Annotated in this window: 18 protein-coding genes; 13 read left to right on the top strand and 5 right to left on the bottom strand. The window is 52.5% G+C overall.

The window, feature by feature from the left end; translation table 11 throughout:
- The first annotated feature begins 89 nt into the window (after positions 1-89).
- From yddG to ABIE10_RS02690, 3 genes are all read left to right on the top strand, one after another.
- A complete protein-coding gene (yddG, locus tag ABIE10_RS02700) occupies positions 90-971 on the top strand; it encodes an aromatic amino acid efflux DMT transporter YddG (protein ID WP_016156546.1) in 882 nt (293 codons plus the stop codon).
- 459 nt (positions 972-1430) lie between these two features.
- The gene (ompD, locus tag ABIE10_RS02695; RefSeq protein ID WP_047498652.1) at positions 1431-2510 is read left to right on the top strand and encodes a porin OmpD; all 1080 of its coding nucleotides are present in this window, start codon (positions 1431-1433) and stop codon (positions 2508-2510) included.
- A 143-nt stretch (positions 2511-2653) separates the two neighbouring features.
- Positions 2654-3034, top strand: a complete 381-nt coding sequence (locus ABIE10_RS02690; protein WP_429155475.1) for a GFA family protein — start codon at positions 2654-2656, stop codon at positions 3032-3034.
- Here ABIE10_RS02690 and ABIE10_RS02685 read toward each other — a convergent pair whose 3' ends face one another.
- The gene (locus ABIE10_RS02685) at positions 3035-4522 is read right to left on the bottom strand and encodes an MFS transporter (RefSeq protein ID WP_046276366.1); all 1488 of its coding nucleotides are present in this window, start codon (positions 4520-4522) and stop codon (positions 3035-3037) included.
- 117 nt (positions 4523-4639) lie between these two features.
- Between ABIE10_RS02685 and ABIE10_RS02680 the strand changes: the two genes are divergently transcribed.
- From ABIE10_RS02680 to ABIE10_RS02650, 7 genes are all read left to right on the top strand, one after another.
- Complete coding sequence (locus tag ABIE10_RS02680; RefSeq protein ID WP_016153113.1) at positions 4640-5218, top strand: TetR family transcriptional regulator; 579 nt, start codon at positions 4640-4642, stop codon at positions 5216-5218.
- Between the two features lie 212 nt (positions 5219-5430).
- Positions 5431-6816 (top strand): NarK family nitrate/nitrite MFS transporter, encoded by a 1386-nt coding sequence (locus ABIE10_RS02675; protein ID WP_047358146.1) that lies wholly within the window; start codon positions 5431-5433, stop codon positions 6814-6816.
- 113 nt (positions 6817-6929) lie between these two features.
- Complete coding sequence (locus ABIE10_RS02670) at positions 6930-10670, top strand: nitrate reductase subunit alpha (protein ID WP_429154641.1); 3741 nt, start codon at positions 6930-6932, stop codon at positions 10668-10670.
- Positions 10667-12211, top strand: coding sequence for a nitrate reductase subunit beta (gene narH / locus ABIE10_RS02665; protein WP_019076801.1), 1545 nt, complete (start codon positions 10667-10669; stop codon positions 12209-12211). The genes ABIE10_RS02670 and narH overlap by 4 nt, the downstream gene beginning before the upstream one ends.
- Positions 12211-12906, top strand: a complete 696-nt coding sequence (gene narW, locus ABIE10_RS02660; protein ID WP_200047866.1) for a nitrate reductase molybdenum cofactor assembly chaperone — start codon at positions 12211-12213, stop codon at positions 12904-12906. The genes narH and narW overlap by 1 nt, the downstream gene beginning before the upstream one ends.
- The gene (narI, locus tag ABIE10_RS02655) at positions 12903-13583 is read left to right on the top strand and encodes a respiratory nitrate reductase subunit gamma (RefSeq protein ID WP_003833047.1); all 681 of its coding nucleotides are present in this window, start codon (positions 12903-12905) and stop codon (positions 13581-13583) included. Before narW ends, narI begins: the two co-directional genes overlap by 4 nt.
- Before the next feature lie 135 nt (positions 13584-13718).
- On the top strand, positions 13719-14612 hold the full coding sequence (locus ABIE10_RS02650; RefSeq protein ID WP_429154637.1) for a PhzF family isomerase: 894 nt from the start codon (positions 13719-13721) through the stop codon (positions 14610-14612).
- 57 nt (positions 14613-14669) lie between these two features.
- Here ABIE10_RS02650 and nhoA read toward each other — a convergent pair whose 3' ends face one another.
- Positions 14670-15515, bottom strand: a complete 846-nt coding sequence (gene nhoA, locus ABIE10_RS02645; protein ID WP_429154634.1) for an N-hydroxyarylamine O-acetyltransferase — start codon at positions 15513-15515, stop codon at positions 14670-14672.
- 157 nt (positions 15516-15672) lie between these two features.
- On the opposite strand from nhoA, the gene ABIE10_RS02640 reads away from it, so the two are divergent.
- Positions 15673-16245, top strand: a complete 573-nt coding sequence (locus ABIE10_RS02640) for a flavin reductase family protein (protein WP_200100682.1) — start codon at positions 15673-15675, stop codon at positions 16243-16245.
- A gap of 39 nt (positions 16246-16284) precedes the next feature.
- On the opposite strand, the gene pptA is transcribed toward ABIE10_RS02640, so the two are convergent.
- Positions 16285-16512: a tautomerase PptA gene (gene pptA / locus ABIE10_RS02635; RefSeq protein ID WP_016156554.1), complete on the bottom strand. Its 228-nt coding sequence runs from the start codon at positions 16510-16512 to the stop codon at positions 16285-16287.
- Positions 16513-16546: 34 nt separating this feature from the next.
- Entirely contained in the window at positions 16547-17599 is a 1053-nt protein-coding gene (locus tag ABIE10_RS02630; RefSeq protein WP_423244166.1) for a LacI family DNA-binding transcriptional regulator, read from the bottom strand.
- A 271-nt stretch (positions 17600-17870) separates the two neighbouring features.
- Between ABIE10_RS02630 and ABIE10_RS02625 the strand changes: the two genes are divergently transcribed.
- Both ABIE10_RS02625 and ABIE10_RS02620 read left to right on the top strand, forming a co-directional pair.
- Positions 17871-19067: an L-talarate/galactarate dehydratase gene (locus tag ABIE10_RS02625; RefSeq protein WP_016153126.1), complete on the top strand. Its 1197-nt coding sequence runs from the start codon at positions 17871-17873 to the stop codon at positions 19065-19067.
- A gap of 73 nt (positions 19068-19140) precedes the next feature.
- A complete protein-coding gene (locus ABIE10_RS02620; protein WP_016156557.1) occupies positions 19141-20451 on the top strand; it encodes an MFS transporter in 1311 nt (436 codons plus the stop codon).
- 69 nt (positions 20452-20520) lie between these two features.
- On the opposite strand, the gene ABIE10_RS02615 is transcribed toward ABIE10_RS02620, so the two are convergent.
- Positions 20521-21138, bottom strand: a complete 618-nt coding sequence (locus ABIE10_RS02615; RefSeq protein ID WP_019076807.1) for a glutathione S-transferase family protein — start codon at positions 21136-21138, stop codon at positions 20521-20523.
- Positions 21139-21209 lie beyond the last annotated feature (71 nt).

Here is a 21209-nt window from a genome sequence, read left to right as displayed (position 1 = left end):
GACAAAAGGGAATTAATTAGCGCGCTACGGTGTAAAGGTGCTATACATTTCAGCTTAATTTTTGCCAGTACCATGGACAGACAATCAGCATGACAAAACAAAAAGCAACGTTAATTGGGCTTATTGCCATCGTGCTCTGGAGCACGATGGTCGGGCTTATTCGTGGGGTAAGCGAAGGACTTGGGCCGGCAGGCGGCGCGGCGATGATTTTTACATTAAGCGGCCTGTTGCTGATATTTACCGTCGGATTCCCAAATATCAGAAAAATTCCTGTGCGATATTTAATCGCCGGTAGCGTGCTTTTTGTTAGCTATGAAATATGCTTAGCGCTGGCCCTAGGCTATGCCGCTACTCGTCACCAGGCTATTGAAGTGGGTATGGTCAATTATCTCTGGCCAAGTCTGACAATATTATTCGCCATCTTATTTAATGGCCAAAAAACAACCTGGTTGGTGATTCCCGGATTAATCATCGCATTGACCGGGGTTTGTTGGGTGTTGGGGGGCGAAAACGGCCTGAATCCTGGAGAAATAATCAGTAATGTTGCCAGCAGCCCGCTTAGCTATTTCCTCGCCTTTCTCGGCGCTTTTATCTGGGCAACGTATTGCACGGTGACTAATAAATATGCAAAAGGTTTTAACGGCATCACCGTGTTCGTTTTACTAACGGCGGCAAGTTTGTGGGTTTACTATTTTATTACGCCTCAACCGGAAATGGTTTTCAGCACTTCGGTGACGATTAAAATGTTCACTGCAGCATTAACGTTAGGATTTGCCTATGCCGCGTGGAATATTGGTATTTTGCATGGCAACGTGACCGTTATGGCCGTCGGGTCTTATTTTACTCCAGTGCTCTCCTCTGCGCTGGCCGCGGTGTTGCTCAGCGCCCCGCTGTCACTATCCTTCTGGCAAGGAGCGCTGATGGTCTGCGCGGGGTCTCTGCTTTGCTGGCTGGCAACGCGCCGTGCCTGAAAAAAAGTCGGGTTTTATCACAAACAAATAAAATCCGGCTATACTTTAGACAATTTAATGAATAATAATTGTTCATTCCACTGCGGTTTATGTTTATATTTTTTTAATTAAATGTTAAATATATGAAAATTAATTAACGCCCGAAAGTATTACTCGGTTATCTGTATCTCTTCACATGTATATATTACACCTGCGAAACTAACGCCATTTAAATCATAGCCTGCACAATAGTTCCCCATGTAAATATACCCATTCCGATCTGTCACATATTAAGATTAATACAATCAGCTATATTATGTAGATCTGGATCACACAACTTCAAATATTTCGCAATATTATGAAACTTATTATTGAACTTATACCACTGCGTCATTTAAAAATGGTTTGCCATTGACGAACCCCTTCGTTTAGCAATGGTTTAGGAAACACACCAAGAAATAATTATAAGGATTATTTAGAATGAAACTTAAATTAGTTGCAGTGGCAGTGACTAGCCTGTTGGCGGCAGGTGCGGTAAACGCAGCTGAGGTATATAACAAAGACGGTAACAAACTGGACCTGTACGGTAAAGTTCACGCTCAACACTACTTCTCTAACGATACCAGCAACGATGGCGACAAAACTTACGCGCGTCTGGGCTTCAAAGGCGAAACTCAGATCAACGACCAACTGGTTGGTTTCGGTCAGTGGGAATATGAATTCAAAGGCAACCGTTCTGAAAATCAGGGTTCCGACAAAGATAAAACCCGTCTGGCATTCGCTGGTCTGAAATTCGCTGAATACGGTTCTTTCGACTACGGTCGTAACTACGGCGTAGCTTACGACATCGGCGCATGGACCGACGTTCTGCCAGAGTTCGGTGGCGATACCTGGACCCAGACTGACGTCTTCATGACTGGCCGTACTACTGGCGTTGCAACCTACCGTAACACCGACTTCTTCGGTCTGGTTGAAGGTCTGAACTTTGCTGCTCAGTACCAGGGCAAAAACGACCGTAACGACGTTCAGGAAGCTAACGGCGACGGTTTTGGTCTGTCTACTACCTATGAGTACGAAGGCTTCGGCGTAGGTGCGACCTATGCGAAATCTGACCGTACCGACGAGCAGAACAACCATAACAGCATCTTCAAAGCTAACGGCGCAAACGCTGAAGTATGGGCTGCTGGCCTGAAATATGATGCGAACAACATCTACCTGGCAACCACCTACTCCGAAACTCGCAACATGACCACCTATGGCTCTAAAGTTGCTGGTATCGCTGAGAAAGCACAGAACTTTGAAGCAGTTGCTCAGTACCAGTTCGACTTCGGTCTGCGTCCGTCCGTTGCTTACCTGAAATCCAAAGGTAAAGACATTGCGGTCTTCGGCGACCAGGATCTGGTTGAATACGTAGACCTGGGCGCGACCTACTACTTCAACAAAAACATGTCCACCTTCGTTGATTACAAAATCAACCTGCTGGATGCCAACAACTTCACAAGAGCTGCCGGTGTAAGCACTGACAACATCGTTGCTGTTGGTCTGAACTACCAGTTCTAATTTTGTTGTAGTCTGAATACAAAGCCAGTCCTTCCAGGGCTGGCTTTTTCTCTTAATGTAGACTCGGTCATAAGGAGTATGCCGTGCAGACATTCACTGGTCGTTGTCTTTGCGGGCAGAGTCATTTTACCGTCGACGTCGAAATGCTGGATGTCTATGCCTGTCATTGTACGCTGTGCCAGAAGTGGTCAGGTGGCATCGCTATGTATCTGGAAGCCAGCGCTCAGCCGCTGATGTCGCCAGATTCAGCAGAACCTTCGCACTTCCCATCTTCAAATCGTGGTGAACGTTTCTTCTGTTCCGGATGCGGGTGTCCGCTGTGGTTTACCCTAACGGGCAGCGATCGTTATTTTGTGCCGTGGACGCTGCTGGAACTGAATGAGGTGGATCGCCGCCGCCTGATTTTAGCGGCAGAGATCTATACGGAAACACAGCCTGCGTTCTGGAGGCTGACGGGGCAATACGCTCGACTGAGTGGGAAAGAAGTCGAAGAGATGGATTACCCCTGTCATTTAGCCCATTAGTTATTGACGCTGTACCTTTGCCAGACTGAACCACATTCCTACCGCTAATACGATAAGCATGCTGCCGGCGCTGCTTAAGGCCACGCTGTGCGACCAGGTAAAGGCTTCTTTAGCAGCCGACAGCAACGCCTCACTCAGCGACGACGGGAGCGAGTGCGCCAGTTGCACCGCCTCACCCATTGACGATGAGGCTCGTTCTATCTCCTGTGGATTAAGTCCGACAGGCGGCAGAATCGAAGCTGAAAAGCTGCGGCTCAACAACAACCCAAAGATAGCGATCCCAAGCCCGGCCCCCAGTTCATAAGCCATTGTCTCAATGGCGCCCGCGGCTGCGGCTTTTTCTGCCGGGGCTGCCGCCATGATAGCCGCCGTTGAGGCCAGCAGCGCACTGGCGGCGCTGAAACCGAGCAAAGCCATTAATATCCAGGCTTGAATCTGCTGAGTACTGAAATCCGTCATCGCCAGGCCGTAAAAACTGACGGCGCTAAGCGCCATACCCGCCGTTGCCACACAACGTAATCCCAGGCGTGACACCAGCATACCGGCAATGGGGCCGCTGAAGCCGCTTGCCAGCATCACCGGCAGCATAAACAGTCCCGCCTGATACGGTGTTAAACCATGAACAAACTGTAGCTCCTGAGCCATCAGTAACTCGAAACCCACCAGAGTTATCATGGCGGTCATCGCCATCACAACGCCGCTTAAGATGATACGATGCGTGAACAGCCGCATATCAATCATCGGGCGGGAAGCAGCGAGCTGGATGCGGACAAACTGCCACAACAGTAACGCGCCGGTTAACAGCGTCAACGCAATGGCAGCGGTCGCCGTATGCCCTTTCAGCGCGGTTTTAGCGCTGTAAACCAGCAGCAGAATGGCGACAATCAGCATTATCGCATGACCGAAATTTAACGACTGATCGCGACGTCCGGCCTGGCGCGGCACTAAGCGTGCGGTTAAGGCCATTACCACCAGGACAATCGGTACATTAATTAAGAATACGGATCCCCAGTAGAAGTGCTCCAGCAGCATCCCACCAACCAGTGGGCCAAATGCCGCACCGCCGGAACCCACGGCAGCCCAGACACCAAGCGCCATATTGCGATGCCGTTGCTCAGCGAATGTGGCGCGAATACCCGCAAGCGTTGCCGGAACAATCATCGCCGCCCCAATCGCCAATACAGCCCGGGTGGCAATCAGCCAACCCGCGCTATGGGCAAAGGCAGCGGCCAGCGATGCGAGACCAAATACTCCGCCCCCTAACAGCAGCAGACGTTTAAAGCCAATACGATCGCCCAGCGCGCCCATTGGCAATACCATTCCGGCCATTACCAGAGAATAAATATCAATGATCCACAGCAGCTCGTTACCACTGGCACCCAGCGTCATACTCAGCGTGGGCGCGGCAACGTGCAGCACCGTTGCATCAATCGCAACAGGGATGTAGACCAGTACAATAATGACTAACGTTAACCACTGACGAAACATAAAACTCCCTAACGAAACTGAAACTGGACACGTGTCCAGCTTTAGCGATCCTACGGAAATTTGAACGTATGTCCAACTTTTTGTTAGACTGCGTGCTATACGGGTACAGGAGGAAAGATGAGCTATCTGAATCGGGACGAACGTCGGGAAGTTATTCTGCAAGCGGCCATGCGTGTCGCGCTTGAGGAAGGATTTACTGCTATGACGGTGCGGCGTATTGCCACGGAAGCTCAGGTGTCCACCGGGCAGGTACACCATCACTTTACCTCTGCGGGTGAGTTAAAATCCCTCGCGTTTGTGCAACTGATACGGACCCTTCTGGATGCCGAACAGGTCAGTGATAACGCCAGCTTCCGCGAACGACTGCATGCTATGTTGGGCAGCGAAGATGGCGGGTTCGAACCCTACATTAAACTGTGGCGCGAAGCGCAGGTCCTGGCGGATAAAGATCCGGAAATCAAAAGCGCCTACCTGCTAACCATGCGGATGTGGCATGAAGAAACCGCCGCTATCATCACTCAAGGACAGAGTGCAGGTGAATTTTCAGCAATACCGGATGCGGCCGAGGTGGCCTGGCGCTTAATCGCATTGGTTTGCGGCCTGGATGGCATCTATGTCTTAGGCATTGAGGAAATGGCCGACCCTGCATTCGAACGCCATTTGGATCGTATGATTACGTTGGAGTTAGTTAATTGATGTTATAGATGAATTAATAATACATCTTTTATTTTTACAATTGGTAACACTTAAGCAACATGTAATTCCCTCATCACGCCGCGTTATTGCACTTTTTTATCTATTCTTTCAGTCAATATTCCCAAAACTTTTCAATAGTTTCTAAAAAGAACTCGCGCGGCGCTGTGTGCGTTTATTTCTTTTTCATGAACGGCATGGGCATGGAGAATAATATGTCAGCATCAAATGAGAAAAATAATCGTTATCTTTTAACTGACTGGAAACCGGAGAACCCTGCCTTTTGGGAAAACAAAGGTAAGCATATTGCACGCAGAAACCTCTGGATATCAGTAAGTTGTCTGTTGCTGGCGTTCTGCGTCTGGATGTTGTTCAGCGCCGTGGCCGTCAATCTGAATAAAATTGGTTTTAATTTCACTACTGACCAACTGTTTTTATTAACGGCATTGCCTTCTCTTTCTGGCGCAATATTGCGCGTTCCCTACTCCTTTATGGTACCTATATTTGGTGGGCGCCGGTGGACCATTTTTAGCACGATTATTCTGGTTATTCCCTGCGTCTGGCTGGGTTTTGCCGTGCAAAATAACGCTACTCCGTTTGGCGTATTTATTATCATTGCGCTGATGTGCGGTTTTGCTGGCGCAAACTTTGCCTCCAGCATGGGTAATATCAGCTTTTTCTTCCCCAAAGCGAAACAAGGCAGCGCATTAGGCGTTAACGGTGGTCTCGGCAACCTTGGCGTCAGCGTGATGCAGTTGATCGCGCCGCTGGTGATCTTTCTGCCTATCTTTACCTTTTTGGGCGTACAGGGCGTACCGCAGGCCGACGGCTCGTTATTGTCGCTGGCCAATGCCGCATGGATTTGGGTTCCGTTACTGCTGATAGCCACCTTAGCAGCAGGCATGGGAATGAACGATATTGCCAGTTCGAAGGCCTCAATTGCTTCCCAGTTGCCGGTCCTCAAGCGTTTTCATCTGTGGTTATTAAGCCTGCTGTATCTCGCCACTTTCGGTTCATTTATCGGCTTTTCGGCAGGCTTTGCCATGCTGGCGAAAACTCAGTTCCCGGACGTGAATATCCTGCAACTGGCGTTCTTCGGCCCCTTCATCGGCGCTCTTGCGCGATCGGCAGGCGGCGTGATCTCTGACAAATTCGGCGGTGTGCGCGTCACGTTAATTAACTTCATCTTTATGGCGTTGTTTAGCGCCCTGCTGTTCCTCACCCTGCCTGGGTCAGGCGAAGGAAACTTTGTCGCCTTCTACCTGGTGTTTATGGGCTTGTTCCTGACTGCGGGTCTGGGAAGCGGCTCAACCTTCCAGATGATCGCGGTGATCTTTCGCAAAATCACCATATACCGGGTCAAGCTGCACGGTGGTACTGAAGAACAGGCCCAACGTGAGGCGGTAACCGATACCGCTGCCGCGCTGGGATTCATCTCTGCTATTGGCGCTGTGGGGGGCTTCTTCATCCCCAAAGCGTTTGGTTCATCGCTGGCGCTGACCGGCTCTCCGGTGGGCGCAATGAAAATATTCCTCGTGTTTTACATCGTCTGCGTGCTGGTGACCTGGCTGGTCTATGGCCGTAAATCACAAAAAAAATAACAAAATGGATACCGCAGGATTGGACAGTTCGATAGGCCGGATAAGGCGTTAACCGCCATCCGGCCTACCGTTCGATTCACCGTCGGCAATATTCTCAAAGCAGGAGTTATGTCATGAGTAAACTGTTCGATCGCTTTCGCTACTTTAAACAAAAGGGCGATACGTTTGCCGATGGGCACGGGCAAGTGATGCACACCAACCGGGACTGGGAAGACAGCTATCGTCAGCGCTGGCAGTTCGACAAAATTGTGCGTTCTACCCACGGCGTTAACTGTACCGGCTCATGCAGTTGGAAAATCTACGTCAAAAACGGACTGGTGACCTGGGAAACGCAGCAAACCGACTACCCGCGTACCCGCCCTGACCTGCCAAATCATGAACCCCGTGGCTGCCCGCGCGGTGCCAGCTACTCCTGGTATCTTTACAGCGCCAACCGTCTGAAGTATCCCCTGGTGCGTAAACGTCTGATCGAACTGTGGCGCGACGCTTTGTCCCGCCAGCCCGATCCGGTGCTGGCCTGGGAATCCATTATGAACGACCCGCAAAAATGCCAGAGCTACAAACAGGTACGCGGGCGCGGTGGTTTTATCCGTTCCAACTGGAAAGAGCTTAATCAGCTCATTGCTGCCGCCAACGTCTGGACGGTGAAAACCTATGGCCCGGATCGCGTGGCCGGGTTCTCCCCGATCCCTGCTATGTCGATGGTCTCCTATGCCGCAGGCACACGCTATCTTTCGCTACTGGGCGGAACCTGCCTGAGCTTCTATGACTGGTACTGCGATTTACCGCCTGCATCACCGATGACCTGGGGCGAACAGACCGATGTTCCAGAATCCGCCGACTGGTATAACTCCAGCTACATCATCGCCTGGGGGTCAAACGTGCCGCAGACCCGTACCCCGGATGCGCACTTTTTTACTGAAGTACGCTACAAAGGCACCAAGACGATTGCCATTACGCCGGATTACTCGGAAGTCGCTAAACTGTGCGACCAGTGGCTGGCACCTAAGCAAGGAACAGACAGCGCGTTGGCGATGGCGATGGGCCACGTCATCCTGAAAGAATTCCACCTCGACAATCCCAGCGATTACTTCATCAATTACTGTCGTCGCTATACCGATATGCCGATGCTGGTTTTGCTGGATGCCCGGGAAGATGGCAGCTACGTGCCAGGTCGCATGATGCGCGCCTCAGACCTTGTCGATGGTCTGGGCGAAAGTAACAATCCGGAGTGGAAAACCGTGGCCTTTAACACTGCTGGCGAACTGGTGGTCCCGAACGGGTCTATCGGTTTTCGCTGGGGCGAGAAAGGTAAATGGAACCTGGAGCCACTGGCGGCTGGCGCTGAAACAGAACTTTCCCTCTCGCTGCTCGGTCAGCATGATGAAGTGACTGGCGTGGCATTCCCCTACTTCGGCGGTAACGAAAACCCACATTTTCGCAGCGTGAAACAGGAACCCGTGCTGATTCGTCAACTGCCGGTAAAACATCTTAACCTCGCCGACGGCAGCCGTTGCCGGGTGGTAAGCGTCTATGATCTGGTGCTGGCGAATTACGGCCTCGACCGCGGTCTGGATGACGCTCATAGCGTGCAAGATTACAGCGAAGTGAAAGCCTACACCCCGGCCTGGGGAGAGCAAATTACCGGTGTCCCTCGTCGTCATATCGAACAAATCGCCCGTGAGTTTGCCGATACGGCGCACAAAACCCATGGCCGTTCGATGATTATCCTCGGGGCTGGCGTCAACCACTGGTATCACATGGATATGAACTACCGTGGAATGATTAACATCCTCGTGTTCTGCGGTTGTGTGGGACAAAGCGGCGGCGGCTGGGCGCACTATGTGGGTCAGGAGAAACTGCGTCCGCAAACTGGTTGGTTGCCGCTGGCCTTTGCGCTGGACTGGAACCGCCCACCGCGTCAGATGAACAGCACCTCGTTTTTCTACAATCACTCCAGCCAGTGGCGTTATGAAAAACTCACCGCTCAGGAACTCCTCTCTCCGCTGGCTGATGCGTCGAAGTTTAGCGGACATTTGATCGACTTTAACGTACGTGCAGAAAGAATGGGCTGGCTGCCGTCCGCGCCGCAGCTCAACCTCAACCCTCTGACCGTCAAAGCAAAGGCAGAACAAGCGGGAGTGTCGCCTGCACAATACACTGCACAGGCGCTGAAATCGGGTGAAATTCGTTTTGCCTGCGAGCAGCCGGATAGTGGTAACAACCATCCGCGTAATCTCTTCGTCTGGCGCTCTAACCTGCTCGGCTCCTCCGGTAAAGGGCATGAATACATGCTCAAGTATCTGCTGGGTACCGAAAGCGGGATCCAGGGGGAAGCGCTCGGTTCAAGCGAAGGTATTAAACCTGAAGAGGTGGAATGGCAGTCCGCGGCGATAGAGGGCAAGCTTGATCTGCTGGTAACGCTCGATTTCCGTATGTCGAGTACCTGCCTGTTCTCCGATGTCGTTTTGCCGACCGCCACCTGGTATGAAAAAGACGATATGAACACCTCGGATATGCATCCGTTTATTCACCCGCTGTCGGCGGCGGTCGATCCTGCGTGGGAATCGAAGAGCGACTGGGAAATTTATAAAGGCATCGCCAAAGTCTTCTCTGAGGTTTGCGTCGGGCACCTTGGGCAAGAAACGGATGTGGTATTACAACCGCTGCAACACGACTCCCCGGCAGAGCTGGCGCAGCCGTTTGACATTCAGGACTGGCGTAAAGGCGAATGCGATCTCCTCCCGGGGAAAACGGCGCCCAATATTGCCGTTGTGGAACGTGACTATCCCGCCACCTACGAACGCTTCACTTCGCTCGGTCCGCTAATGGACAAGCTCGGTAACGGCGGGAAAGGTATTACGTGGAATACCCAAGCGGAGGTCGATTTCCTCGGCAAGCTGAACTACACCAAACGCGAAGGTCCGGCGAAAGGCCGACCACTGATAGACACCGCGCTGGACGCGTCTGAGGTGATCCTCGCCCTGGCACCGGAAACGAACGGTCAGGTGGCGGTGAAAGCCTGGGAAGCGCTGGGAGCGATGACCGGACGCGACCATACGCATCTGGCGTTGAACAAAGAAGACGAGAAAATCCGTTTTCGCGATATTCAGGCGCAGCCGCGCAAAATCATCTCCAGCCCCACCTGGTCCGGGCTGGAAAGTGAACATGTCTCCTATAACGCAGGCTATACCAACGTCCACGAGCTGATCCCGTGGCGCACCCTGTCCGGTCGCCAACAGTTGTACCAGGATCACGCGTGGATGCGAGCGTTTGGTGAAAGTCTGGTGGCATATCGTCCGCCTATCGATACCCGAAGCGTCAGCAATATGCGCGAAGTTCCGCCTAACGGCTTCCCGGAAAAAGCGCTCAACTTCCTGACTCCGCATCAAAAATGGGGGATCCACTCTACCTACAGCGAAAACCTGCTGATGCTGACGCTGTCGCGCGGTGGCCCCATTGTCTGGATCAGTGAGACCGATGCTAAAGAGCTGGGCATTGAGGATAACGACTGGATTGAAGCCTTTAACGCCAACGGCGCGCTCACCGCGCGGGCTGTGGTGAGTCAGCGCGTGCCGCCGGGAATGACCATGATGTATCACGCTCAGGAGCGAATCATGAATATCCCAGGCTCGGAAGTCACCGGTATGCGCGGCGGGATCCACAACTCAGTCACCCGCGTCTGCCCGAAACCCACGCACATGATCGGCGGCTATGCGCAACTGGCATACAGCTTCAACTATTACGGCACGGTCGGCTCTAACCGCGATGAGTTCATCATGATTAGAAAAATGAAAAATATTAACTGGCTGGATGATGAAGGTCGCGATCAGGTACAGGAGGCGAAAAAATGAAAATACGCTCACAGGTAGGCATGGTTCTTAATCTGGATAAGTGCATCGGCTGCCACACCTGCTCCGTCACCTGTAAAAACGTCTGGACCGGACGTGAAGGGATGGAATATGCGTGGTTTAACAACGTTGAGACCAAGCCAGGCATTGGTTATCCGAAAAACTGGGAAGATCAGGAAGAGTGGCAAGGCGGCTGGATTCGCGATGTTAACGGGAAGATAAGGCCGCGCCTGGGCGGCAAGATGGGCGTTATCACCAAAATTTTTGCTAACCCGGTGATCCCGCAAATCGATGATTATTACGAACCCTTTACCTACGATTATCAGCATCTGCATAGCGCACCGGAAAGCAAGAATCAGCCCACCGCACGTCCGCGTTCGCTGATAGATGGCAAACGGATGGACAAGATTATCTGGGGTCCTAACTGGGAAGAGTTGCTCGGCGGTGAGTTCTCAAAACGTGCCCGCGACCGTAACTTTGAGAAAATGCAAAAGGAGATGTACGGGCAATTCGAAAACACCTTCATGATGTATTTACCGCGCTTGTGCGAACACTGCCTGAACCCAAGCTGTGTCGCCACCTGCCCGAGCGGTGCCATCTATAAGCGCGAAGAAGACGGCATCGTGTTGATCGACCAGGATAAATGTCGCGGCTGGCGCTTGTGCATCAGCGGTTGTCCGTACAAAAAAATCTACTTTAACTGGAAGAGCGGTAAATCAGAGAAGTGCATTTTCTGCTACCCGCGTATTGAGTCGGGCCAGCCGACGGTATGTTCGGAAACCTGCGTGGGACGCATCCGCTATCTTGGCGTATTGCTGTACGACGCCGACCGCATCGAAGAAGCAGCCAGCACCGAGCATGAGACCGATCTCTACGAGCGTCAGTGCGATGTGTTCCTCAATCCACACGACCCGGCGGTCATTGAAGAGGCGTTAAAACAAGGTATTCCGCACAACGTCATCGAAGCGGCCCAACGTTCGCCCGTTTACAAGATGGCGATGGACTGGAAGCTGGCGCTGCCGCTGCACCCGGAATACCGCACCCTGCCGATGGTCTGGTATGTACCGCCGTTGTCGCCGATTCAGTCGGTCGCTGACGCGGGGGGACTGCCGCACAATGGCAACATTCTGCCAGCGGTTGAATCACTGCGAATTCCGGTTCAGTACCTTGCCAACATGCTTAGCGCGGGCGATACCGGTCCGGTACTGCGGGCGCTAAAACGAATGATGGCCATGCGCCATTATATGCGTTCGCAAACCGTAGAAGGCGTTACGGACACCCGCGCGATTGAGGAAGTGGGTCTGACCGTTGAGCAGGTTGAAGAGATGTATCGCTATCTGGCCATCGCCAACTATGAAGACCGCTTCGTGATCCCGACCAGCCACCGTGAAATGGCGCGTGATGCGTTCCCGGAAAAAAACGGTTGCGGATTTACCTTTGGCGACGGCTGCCATGGTTCAGATACCAAATTCAACCTGTTTAACAGCAGTCGTATTGACGCCATCGACATCACCGAAGTGCGCGATAAAGCGGAGGGTGAATAATGCAAATCCTGAAGGTTATCGGCCTGTTGATGGAATATCCCGACGAGTTGCTGTGGGAGTGTAAAGACGAGGCGCTGGCGCTTGTGGCCAGCGATGCCCCAATGCTTACCGAATTTAGCCAGGGGCTGCTCAATGCGCCATTACTGGATAAACAAGCCGAATGGTGTGAGATATTTGACCGGGGCCGGGCCACCTCTCTGCTGCTGTTTGAGCACGTGCACGCCGAGTCTCGCGATCGGGGCCAGGCGATGGTTGATCTGTTGGCGCAGTACGAAAAGGTCGGACTGCAGCTCGACTGCCGCGAACTGCCGGATCATCTGCCGCTGTATCTGGAGTACTTAAGCGTGTTGCCGGAAGCGGAGGCCAAAGAAGGATTGCAGAACGTCGCACCGATTCTGGCGCTGCTGGGGGGGCGTTTGAAACAGCGTGATACGCCGTGGTATCAACTGTTTGACGCCCTGCTACTGCTTGCCGGAAGCCCTCTTTCAAGTGACAGTGTCACTAAACAGGTTGACACGGAAACCCGCGACGATACCCGACAGGCGCTGGATGCCGTCTGGGAAGAGGAACAGGTGAAGTTTATCGAGGATAACGCCACCGCCTGTGACAGTTCACCGTTACAAAACTATCAACGACGCTTTAGCCAGGACGTGGCACCTCAGTATGTCGACGTCAGCGCGGGAGGCCCGAAATGATACAGTACCTGAACGTCTTTTTTTACGATATCTACCCGTACCTCTGTGGCACGGTGTTTATCCTCGGCAGTTGGCTACGCTATGACTACGGGCAATACACCTGGCGGGCCTCTTCCAGCCAGATGCTGGACAAACGCGGCATGGTGTTATGGTCAAACCTGTTCCACATCGGCATTCTGGGGATCTTTTTCGGGCACCTGTTTGGCATGTTAACCCCGCACTGGATGTATGCCTGGTTCCTGCCGATTGCGGTGAAGCAGCAGATGGCGATGATCGCCGGTGGGCTCTGTGGCGTGCTGACGCTGGTCGGTGGCGCTGGCTTGCTGGTACGTCGTTTGACCAATCCGCGCATTCGTGCAACCTCCTCCACTGCCGATATCCTGATCCTCTGCGTTCTGCTGATTCAGTGTATCCTCGGCTTAACCACCATCCCATTCTCTGCGCAGCATCCTGACGGCAGTGAAATGCTGAAACTGGTAGGTTGGGCGCAGTCGGTGGTGACTTTCCAGGGCGGCGCGTCTGCGCATCTGGATGGCGTGGCGTTGATTTTCCGTGTGCATCTGGTTCTGGGGATGACTATCTTCCTGCTGTTCCCGTTCACACGCCTGGTTCACGTGTGGAGTGCGCCGTTTGAGTACTTTACCCGCCGCTATCAAATAGTGCGTTCACGCCGATAAATCCGCATTGAAATGTCGGGTGACGACACGCCTTATCCGGCCTACAACCAGGCACCGTAGGCCGGATAAGATAGCGATCATCGCCATCCGGCATTTTGCACGTTATGATGCTTCTCCATTCCAGGGAGAACGTTAATGAAACCACAGGTTTACCACGTCGATGCCTTTACCTCGGTACCCTTTCGCGGCAATTCAGCAGGCGTGGTTTTGCATGCTGACGGACTGAGCGAAACACAGATGCAACTCATTGCTCGCGAGCTGCGTCATTCGGAAACCGCTTTCCTGCTGACCAGCGACGACAGCGATGTTCGCATCCGCTATTTCACGCCGACGGTCGAAGTTCCTATCTGTGGGCATGCTACCGTCGCTGCACATTATGTGCGGGCAAACGTGCTTGGCTTGGGCAACAGTACAGTCTGGCAAACCTCGCTGGCCGGTCGTCATCGGGTGGATATCGAAGCTATCGGGAATGACTATCGTATTAGCCTTGAGCAAGGCGTACCCGGATTTGAACCTCCGCTGGAAGGGGCTATTCGTAGTGCGATTATCGAGGCCCTACACCTGAGCGAAGACGATATGCTGGCAGGCTTGCCGATTCAGGTTGCTACCACCGGGCATTCGAAAGTGATGATTCCGCTTAAGCCCGAGGTGGACCTCGACGCCCTTTCCCCTGATTTGCAGGCTTTGACAGCCATCAGCCAACAAATTGGCTGTAACGGCTTCTTTCCTTTTCAAATCCGCCCGGGCGAAAACGCCACCGATGGCCGCATGTTTTCGCCTGCAATTGGGATTGTGGAAGACCCGGTTACCGGCAATGCCAACGGTCCAATGGGCGCGTGGTTGGTTCACCATGGGCTGATGGCGCATGATGGGAAAACGTTACGTGTTCAGGGACATCAGGGCCGTGCGCTCGGGCGCGACGGTATTGTTGATGTGACGGTGACTATCCGTGATAACCAGCCAGAAAAAGTCACCATTACCGGTTCGGCGGTGATCCTGTTTCACGCAGAATGGGCGATAGATTTTTAATTGTTCCCGTAGGCCGGATAAGGCGATTACGCCAATCCGGCACTAATTCCGATGCCCCTATTTCCCCGCCTCCGGATGCGTATCAAACGCCGCCATTACCGTCGCCAGCTCATCCTGGGTAAACCCATGCTTCACGTCATCCACGCCCAGGCCAAACCGCTCCTGCAACAAAGCATACAGACTGGCGACGTCAGGTAGATTAATCTGTTCTACCGCGTGTCCATCCTGATAATGGGTGAAATGAAAATTGGTTAACGTTAATTTCCCGCCGTCGGGCAGATGACGACACATCAGCAAATGATGGCGAAAATGTGATTGCGGCCAGTGAGCGGACCAGAAGTTGCCTATCAGATAATCGCTCTGATGCTGTATGACCAGGTCGAAACGGTACATTGATTGCCAGTGTTCGTGATGACAGAACTGTAGGATCCAGTCTTCACCTTCCTGAATCAGCCGATATTCGCCGTGTGGTGTCTTCTGCTCAACATTCGCCTGCAGACGAATCGGCGCCGTCAGCGTCTGCCCGCCGAAACCAACGTCGGCGATCCACTGCTCTCCCTGCAACTCAACCAGCAACAGACGATGCGTGCGTGGTGGCAGGCTTGACGGGTTCGCCAGTACCACACGTCCGAGCAGACTGCGTACGGTAAAACCGATTTCGCGTAGCGCCCGCTCAAATACTCCGTTCTGTTCAAAACAATAGCCGCCGCGACGCGCCGTCACCAGCTTCTCTTCCAAAGACAAATCGTCAAGCTGCATCTCTCTTGGAAGCAATACATCCAGGTTTTCAAAAGGTATGGCGGCGTTGTGCAGTAAATGCAGCGCCCGTAAGGTTTCAATGTTGACCCTGGCCAAATCTGACCAGCCAATACGGGCAAAATAAGCGGTTAAAAAAGGCGTCATACGGAGTTCCTGTTCGATTAATGCAGTACTTATAACGCATTTTTAATTTTGCGCCGTCGATTTTGTGCGTTGTTCCTCCAGACGAGGCGACAAAATCGCTAATACCGTTAATATCTATGTTTATTGTGGTGTGTTATCTCTCAGCCAAGGAGCATCCATGAGCCATTTTCGTCCGATCGAATTAAAACATGCCAGTCGGTTGCTAAATCACGGCCCAACGATATTAATCACCAGCCGGGATGAGCATACCGAGCGGCGAAATGTGATGGCTGCCGCGTGGTCAATGCCCGTGGAGTTTGAACCACCGCGGATCGCGATTGTTGTCGACAAGACCGCCTGGTCACGTGAGCTCATTGAACGTAGCGGCAAATTCGGCATCGTTATTCCGGGCGTTGCCGCCGCCAACTGGACCTGGGCCGTAGGCAGCGTTTCCGGTCGGGTGGAAGATAAATTCAACTGCTACGGCATTCCCGTGGTACAGGGACCGGTACTGGGTTTACCGCTGATTGAAGCAAAATGTCTGGCCTGGATGGAGTGTCGCCTGTTGCCTGCCACTGCGGCACAGGAAAAATATGACACGCTGTTTGGTGAAGTGGTCTCGGCTGCCGCCGATGAGCGAGCCTTCGTGGAAGGACGCTGGCAGTTTGATGATGGCAAGCTCAATACCCTGCATCACCTTGGGGCCGGAACGTTTGTCTCCAGTGGAAAACTCATAACAGCAGTTGAATAATGGCACGACAAAACGGGCGGAAAATCCGCCCGTTTTGTCTTACATGCTGTAGCCGGGTTTTTTAATCAACCTGGCCATCTGCGGCGCAATCTCCGCATCCCACACGCCCTGCCACGCCTCGGGCTCAATTTCATTAAGCGCCACGCTCACTGAACTGTCTTTGCTTTGCAAATGACGAATAATGACGTCGGTAATATCCGCCGCCAGCGCGGATTTTTGTTCGTCGTTCAGGTCGCGAGGAAAACATTTGATATCGACGTGCGGCATAGCAGATTCCTTATTGTTTTGGGATGCAGGTAACTTATGCGGATTCTCGTTCCACCAGGTGAAATCCAACATCAATAATATCGTCTTCACGCGGAATTTGTTCGATACGATCGGCAAGCAGAGAGGCGGCGCGTTGTCCAATAGCCCGTCTGTCGACGCTGACGGTGGTGATGGCAGGTCGGTTACTGGCGGCAAAGTCGAGATCGCCAAAACCGATTACCGCTAATTCCTGCGGCACGCGTAGACCACGGCTTTCGGCTTCCATGATCGCCCCCTGAGCTAACGTATCTGAGCTACAGACGATGACATCAAACGCGCGTTCAGCCAATAGCTGTGCCAACCCGCTACGCCCCAATGCCAGAGAGGCAGGAAGCGGGACATCCACCTGTGCGCCAGCCGCAATACCATGACGACTCAGCGCATCGCACAGTCCTTGTTTACGCTGGCCTGCCCGGCGATCGGCGGTCCATAGCAAACCAGGACGGCGATACCCTTTTTCCAGCAAATAGTCTGCTACCGCCTGCCCGACTTTTTCATGCGAAAACCCCACCAGCATATCGATGGGCGTTGGCGTTAAATCCCATATTTCCACGACCGGGATGGCCGCATTAAGAATCACCTTTTTCAGCTCGGCGGTATGATGGATACCGGTGAGCACTACACCATCCGGGCGACGAGAAAGCAGCGTCGCCACCAGATCAGCCTCTGTTTGCGGCGTATAACCCGACACGCAGAGCAAGATGTGGTATCCGCGTTCAGCCAGTTCATCGCTTAATGACTGGATGGTATCGACAAACATATTGTTGTTAATTTGTGGGACAACCACAGCAATAAGCTTACTGCGACGCGACGCCAGCCCCCCGGCCAGCGCGTTGGGAATATATCCGGTGGCGCGTACCGCCTGCATCACTTTTTCTACTGTTCTCGGGCGCACCAGCTGCGGGGAATTCAACGCCCTGCTCACCGTCATGGGCGACAATCCCGCGGTACGGGCAACATCTTCCAGCGTGGGTGCGCGCGGAGGTCTGGGATTTTTCACTGTCGATGCCCTTGTCAAAAATCGCTGATTTATCCTGGCATTATTCATCATGATTTCGGCTATTGCCAGCGCCCCTCTACGATAACGCTGAGAAAACAGCAGCTTAGTTAATTAGCGCCATCTGAAATGATAGCGCCATCATAATGACTTGTGCATTTACCCATAAAGTATTGGAATGTGATGCTGTTTACAAGTTACTGCCCTTTTGTCTCAGTATTTGTGAGCGATTGTTCAAAACGCATTCAATTCGCTGGCGCAATGATTGCGCTAACACTAAAAATGTTAGCGCAATCATTTGTTATCACCAGGAGAGATTAAAATGTCATTAAGTGCGAATTCCGATGCCGTAACGTATGCCAAATCAGCCAATGCAAAAACCGCGGCTGAAACCGGCGACCGTATCGAGTGGGTTAAGCTGTCCCTGGCTTTCCTTCCTCTGGCAACACCCGTGAGCGATGCCAAAGTGCTGACCGGTCGCCAGAAACCCCTAACCGAAGTTGCCATTATTATCGCGGAGATCCGCAGTCGCGACGGGTTTGAAGGCGTTGGATTTAGTTACTCCAAACGGGCTGGCGGCCAGGGAATCTATGCTCATGCCAAAGAAATTGCCGATAACCTGTTAGGCGAAGATCCAAACGATATCGACAAGATCTACACCAAGCTGCTGTGGGCTGGCGCTTCCGTAGGGCGCAGCGGCATGGCGGTTCAGGCTATCTCCCCTATCGATATCGCCTTGTGGGATATGAAGGCCAAGCGTGCAGGGTTGCCGCTGGCAAAACTATTGGGTGCACACCGGGACTCCGTGCAGTGTTACAACACCTCCGGCGGATTCCTGCATACGCCGCTGGATCAGGTGCTCAAAAACGTCGTTATTTCCCGTGAAAACGGCATCGGCGGCATCAAACTCAAGGTTGGTCAGCCAAACTGCGCCGAGGATATTCGCCGCTTAACCGCGGTGCGTGAAGCGCTGGGCGATGACTTCCCGCTGATGGTCGATGCCAATCAGCAGTGGGATCGAGAAACCGCCATTCGTATGGGACGAAAAATGGAGCAGTTCAATCTGATCTGGATTGAAGAGCCTCTGGATGCCTACGATGTGGAAGGTCACGCCCAACTGGCCGCCGCGCTTGATACCCCGATTGCTACCGGTGAAATGCTGACCAGCTTCCGCGAACATGAACAGTTGATCCTCGGTAATGCCAGTGATTTTGTGCAGCCCGATGCACCGCGTGTGGGGGGAATTTCACCGTTTCTGAAAATTATGGACCTGGCGGCGAAACACGGTCGCAAACTGGCTCCGCACTTTGCCATGGAAGTTCACCTGCATCTGTCCGCCGCTTACCCGCTTGAGCCATGGTTGGAACATTTCGAATGGCTGAACCCGTTATTTAATGAACAGCTTGAGCTGCGCGATGGGCGGATGTGGGTTTCCGACCGTCACGGTCTGGGGTTCAGCATCAGCGAGCAGACACGTCGCTGGACGCAATTAACCTGCGAGTTTGGTAAACGTCCTTAATTTATTTGGCGGGTAAGTAATACCCGCCCTCTTCCCTACAGAAACGCTCTCAACCTTATGAAAGGAGTGGGTGATGAACACAATAATAAAGCGCACAAAAGTGCGTTACGGTATTTTGATATTTCTGTTTCTAGCCACCGTATTTAATTACGCCGATCGCGCGACGTTATCCGTCGTGGCTCCGATTATGAGCAAAGAATTAGGTTTTGATCCCGAAGCAATGGGGCTGGCCTTTTCTGCCTTCGGTATTTCTTATGTCATTATGCAATTGCCTGGCGGCTGGCTACTTGATCGCTACGGTTCTCGTCTGGTATACGGCTGCGCCCTGATTGGCTGGTCGCTAGTGACCATGTTTCAGGGCACCATTTATCTGTATGCCAGTCCACTTGTGGTATTGATAATCTTACGTTTACTGATGGGTGCCATTGAGGCTCCGGCCTTTCCTGCCAACAGCCGATTAAGCGTACAGTGGTTTCCTAATAATGAACGAGGATTTGTCACCTCAGTTTACCAGGCCGCGCAATATATCTCGTTAGGGGTAATTACACCGTTAATGACGATTATTTTGCATAATCTCAGCTGGCACTTTGTTTTTTATTACATTGGGGCGATTGGCGTTATTCTTGGCATCTTCTGGCTGGTAAAAGTCAGAGATCCTATGCATCATCCGAAGGTAAACCAGCAGGAAATTGACTATATCCGGGAAGGCGGTGGCGAACCGTCGCTGGGAAATAAAAAAGAGCCACAGAAGATTACCTTTGCGCAAATAAAAAGCGTCTGCGTCAACCGCATGATGATTGGCGTTTACATCGGGCAGTTCTGCGTGACGTCAATCACCTGGTTCTTCCTGACCTGGTTTCCTACCTATCTGTATCAGGCTAAAGGAATGTCGATCCTTAAAGTGGGGTTTGTCGCCAGTATTCCTGCTATTGCCGGTTTTATCGGTGGATTGTTAGGGGGCGTTTTTTCAGACTGGCTATTAAAGCGCGGCTACAGCCTGACGGTTGCTCGTAAGCTACCCGTTATCTGCGGAATGTTACTTTCCTGTGTCATCGTTATCGCTAACTACACCTCGTCAGAATTTGTGGTTATCGCGGCGATGAGTCTGGCATTTTTCGCCAAAGGCTTTGGCAATCTGGGGTGGTGCGTACTTAGCGATACTTCACCAAAAGAAGTGCTCGGCATTGCTGGCGGCGTATTCAATATGTGCGGCAATATGGCGAGTATTATCACGCCGCTGGTGATCGGCGTCATTCTGGCGAATACCCAGTCATTCGATTACGCCATTCTGTACGTCGGTTCGATGGGGCTGATTGGCCTGATTTCTTATCTGTTTATCGTGGGGCCACTGGATCGTATTACGCTGAGCCCGTCCGTCGCGTAATGTAAGCTTATGGCGATAGTTCGCCCGCTGTTCCGGGATTTGCACTCCTGCGGAACAGCGTTTTTTTGTTTAAATAATCTTATTATTTTTCAGTACAGTACGCAGTCGCGGGTGCTGGCAAACCGCGTCGGCGATAGCGCTGATATTGGGCGTGTTGTCCTGAAACCAGTCATGCCCCGGCCCCCAGGTGCGCATAACGGCAATATAAACGTCCAGCAGTGTTAGCTGATCGCCAAACGCGTACGGCTCAGCGCTTAGCTGGTCGTTCAGCCACCTATAAAGCGATTTGCGGTACTCAATACAGTTCTTTTTTAACTGCGCCGCGGCGTCTGGTACCCAGCGTTGTGGATAATCGGCATAGGTAAACGTTGGATAGACATTTGCCACCAGCCATATCAACAGACGCTGAAACTGCTGGCGCTCAGCGTGCCCAACGGGTGGCGCAAGTTCAGGACAACGATCGAGGATCATCAGGGCGATCGCCGCCGTTTCCGTCATCACGTTACCATTTTCCAGTATCAGTGTGGGCACCTGGCACAACGGATTCATTTTTTTAAGCAACTCCCGCGAAGGCCCGTCGCGGTCAAAACCATCCACATCAATAAAGCTGTAAGGGATCTCCGCCAGTGTGAGCATCACTTCACTGATGGCCGATCCCCAGCCCGGCACCCCATAGACCTTAATCATGCTGCAACCCCCAAAGTTAAAACCCTAAGTGTAGAGCAGCATTCGTCAGTCTATGCAGACCTGCCTATTTT

This window comes from Citrobacter sp. 506, from assembly GCF_050434985.1.
GTDB classification, from domain to species: domain Bacteria; phylum Pseudomonadota; class Gammaproteobacteria; order Enterobacterales; family Enterobacteriaceae; genus Citrobacter; species Citrobacter braakii.
Note: the sequence above shows the minus strand (reverse complement) of the source record. Positions and strands in the feature narration are given on the sequence as shown.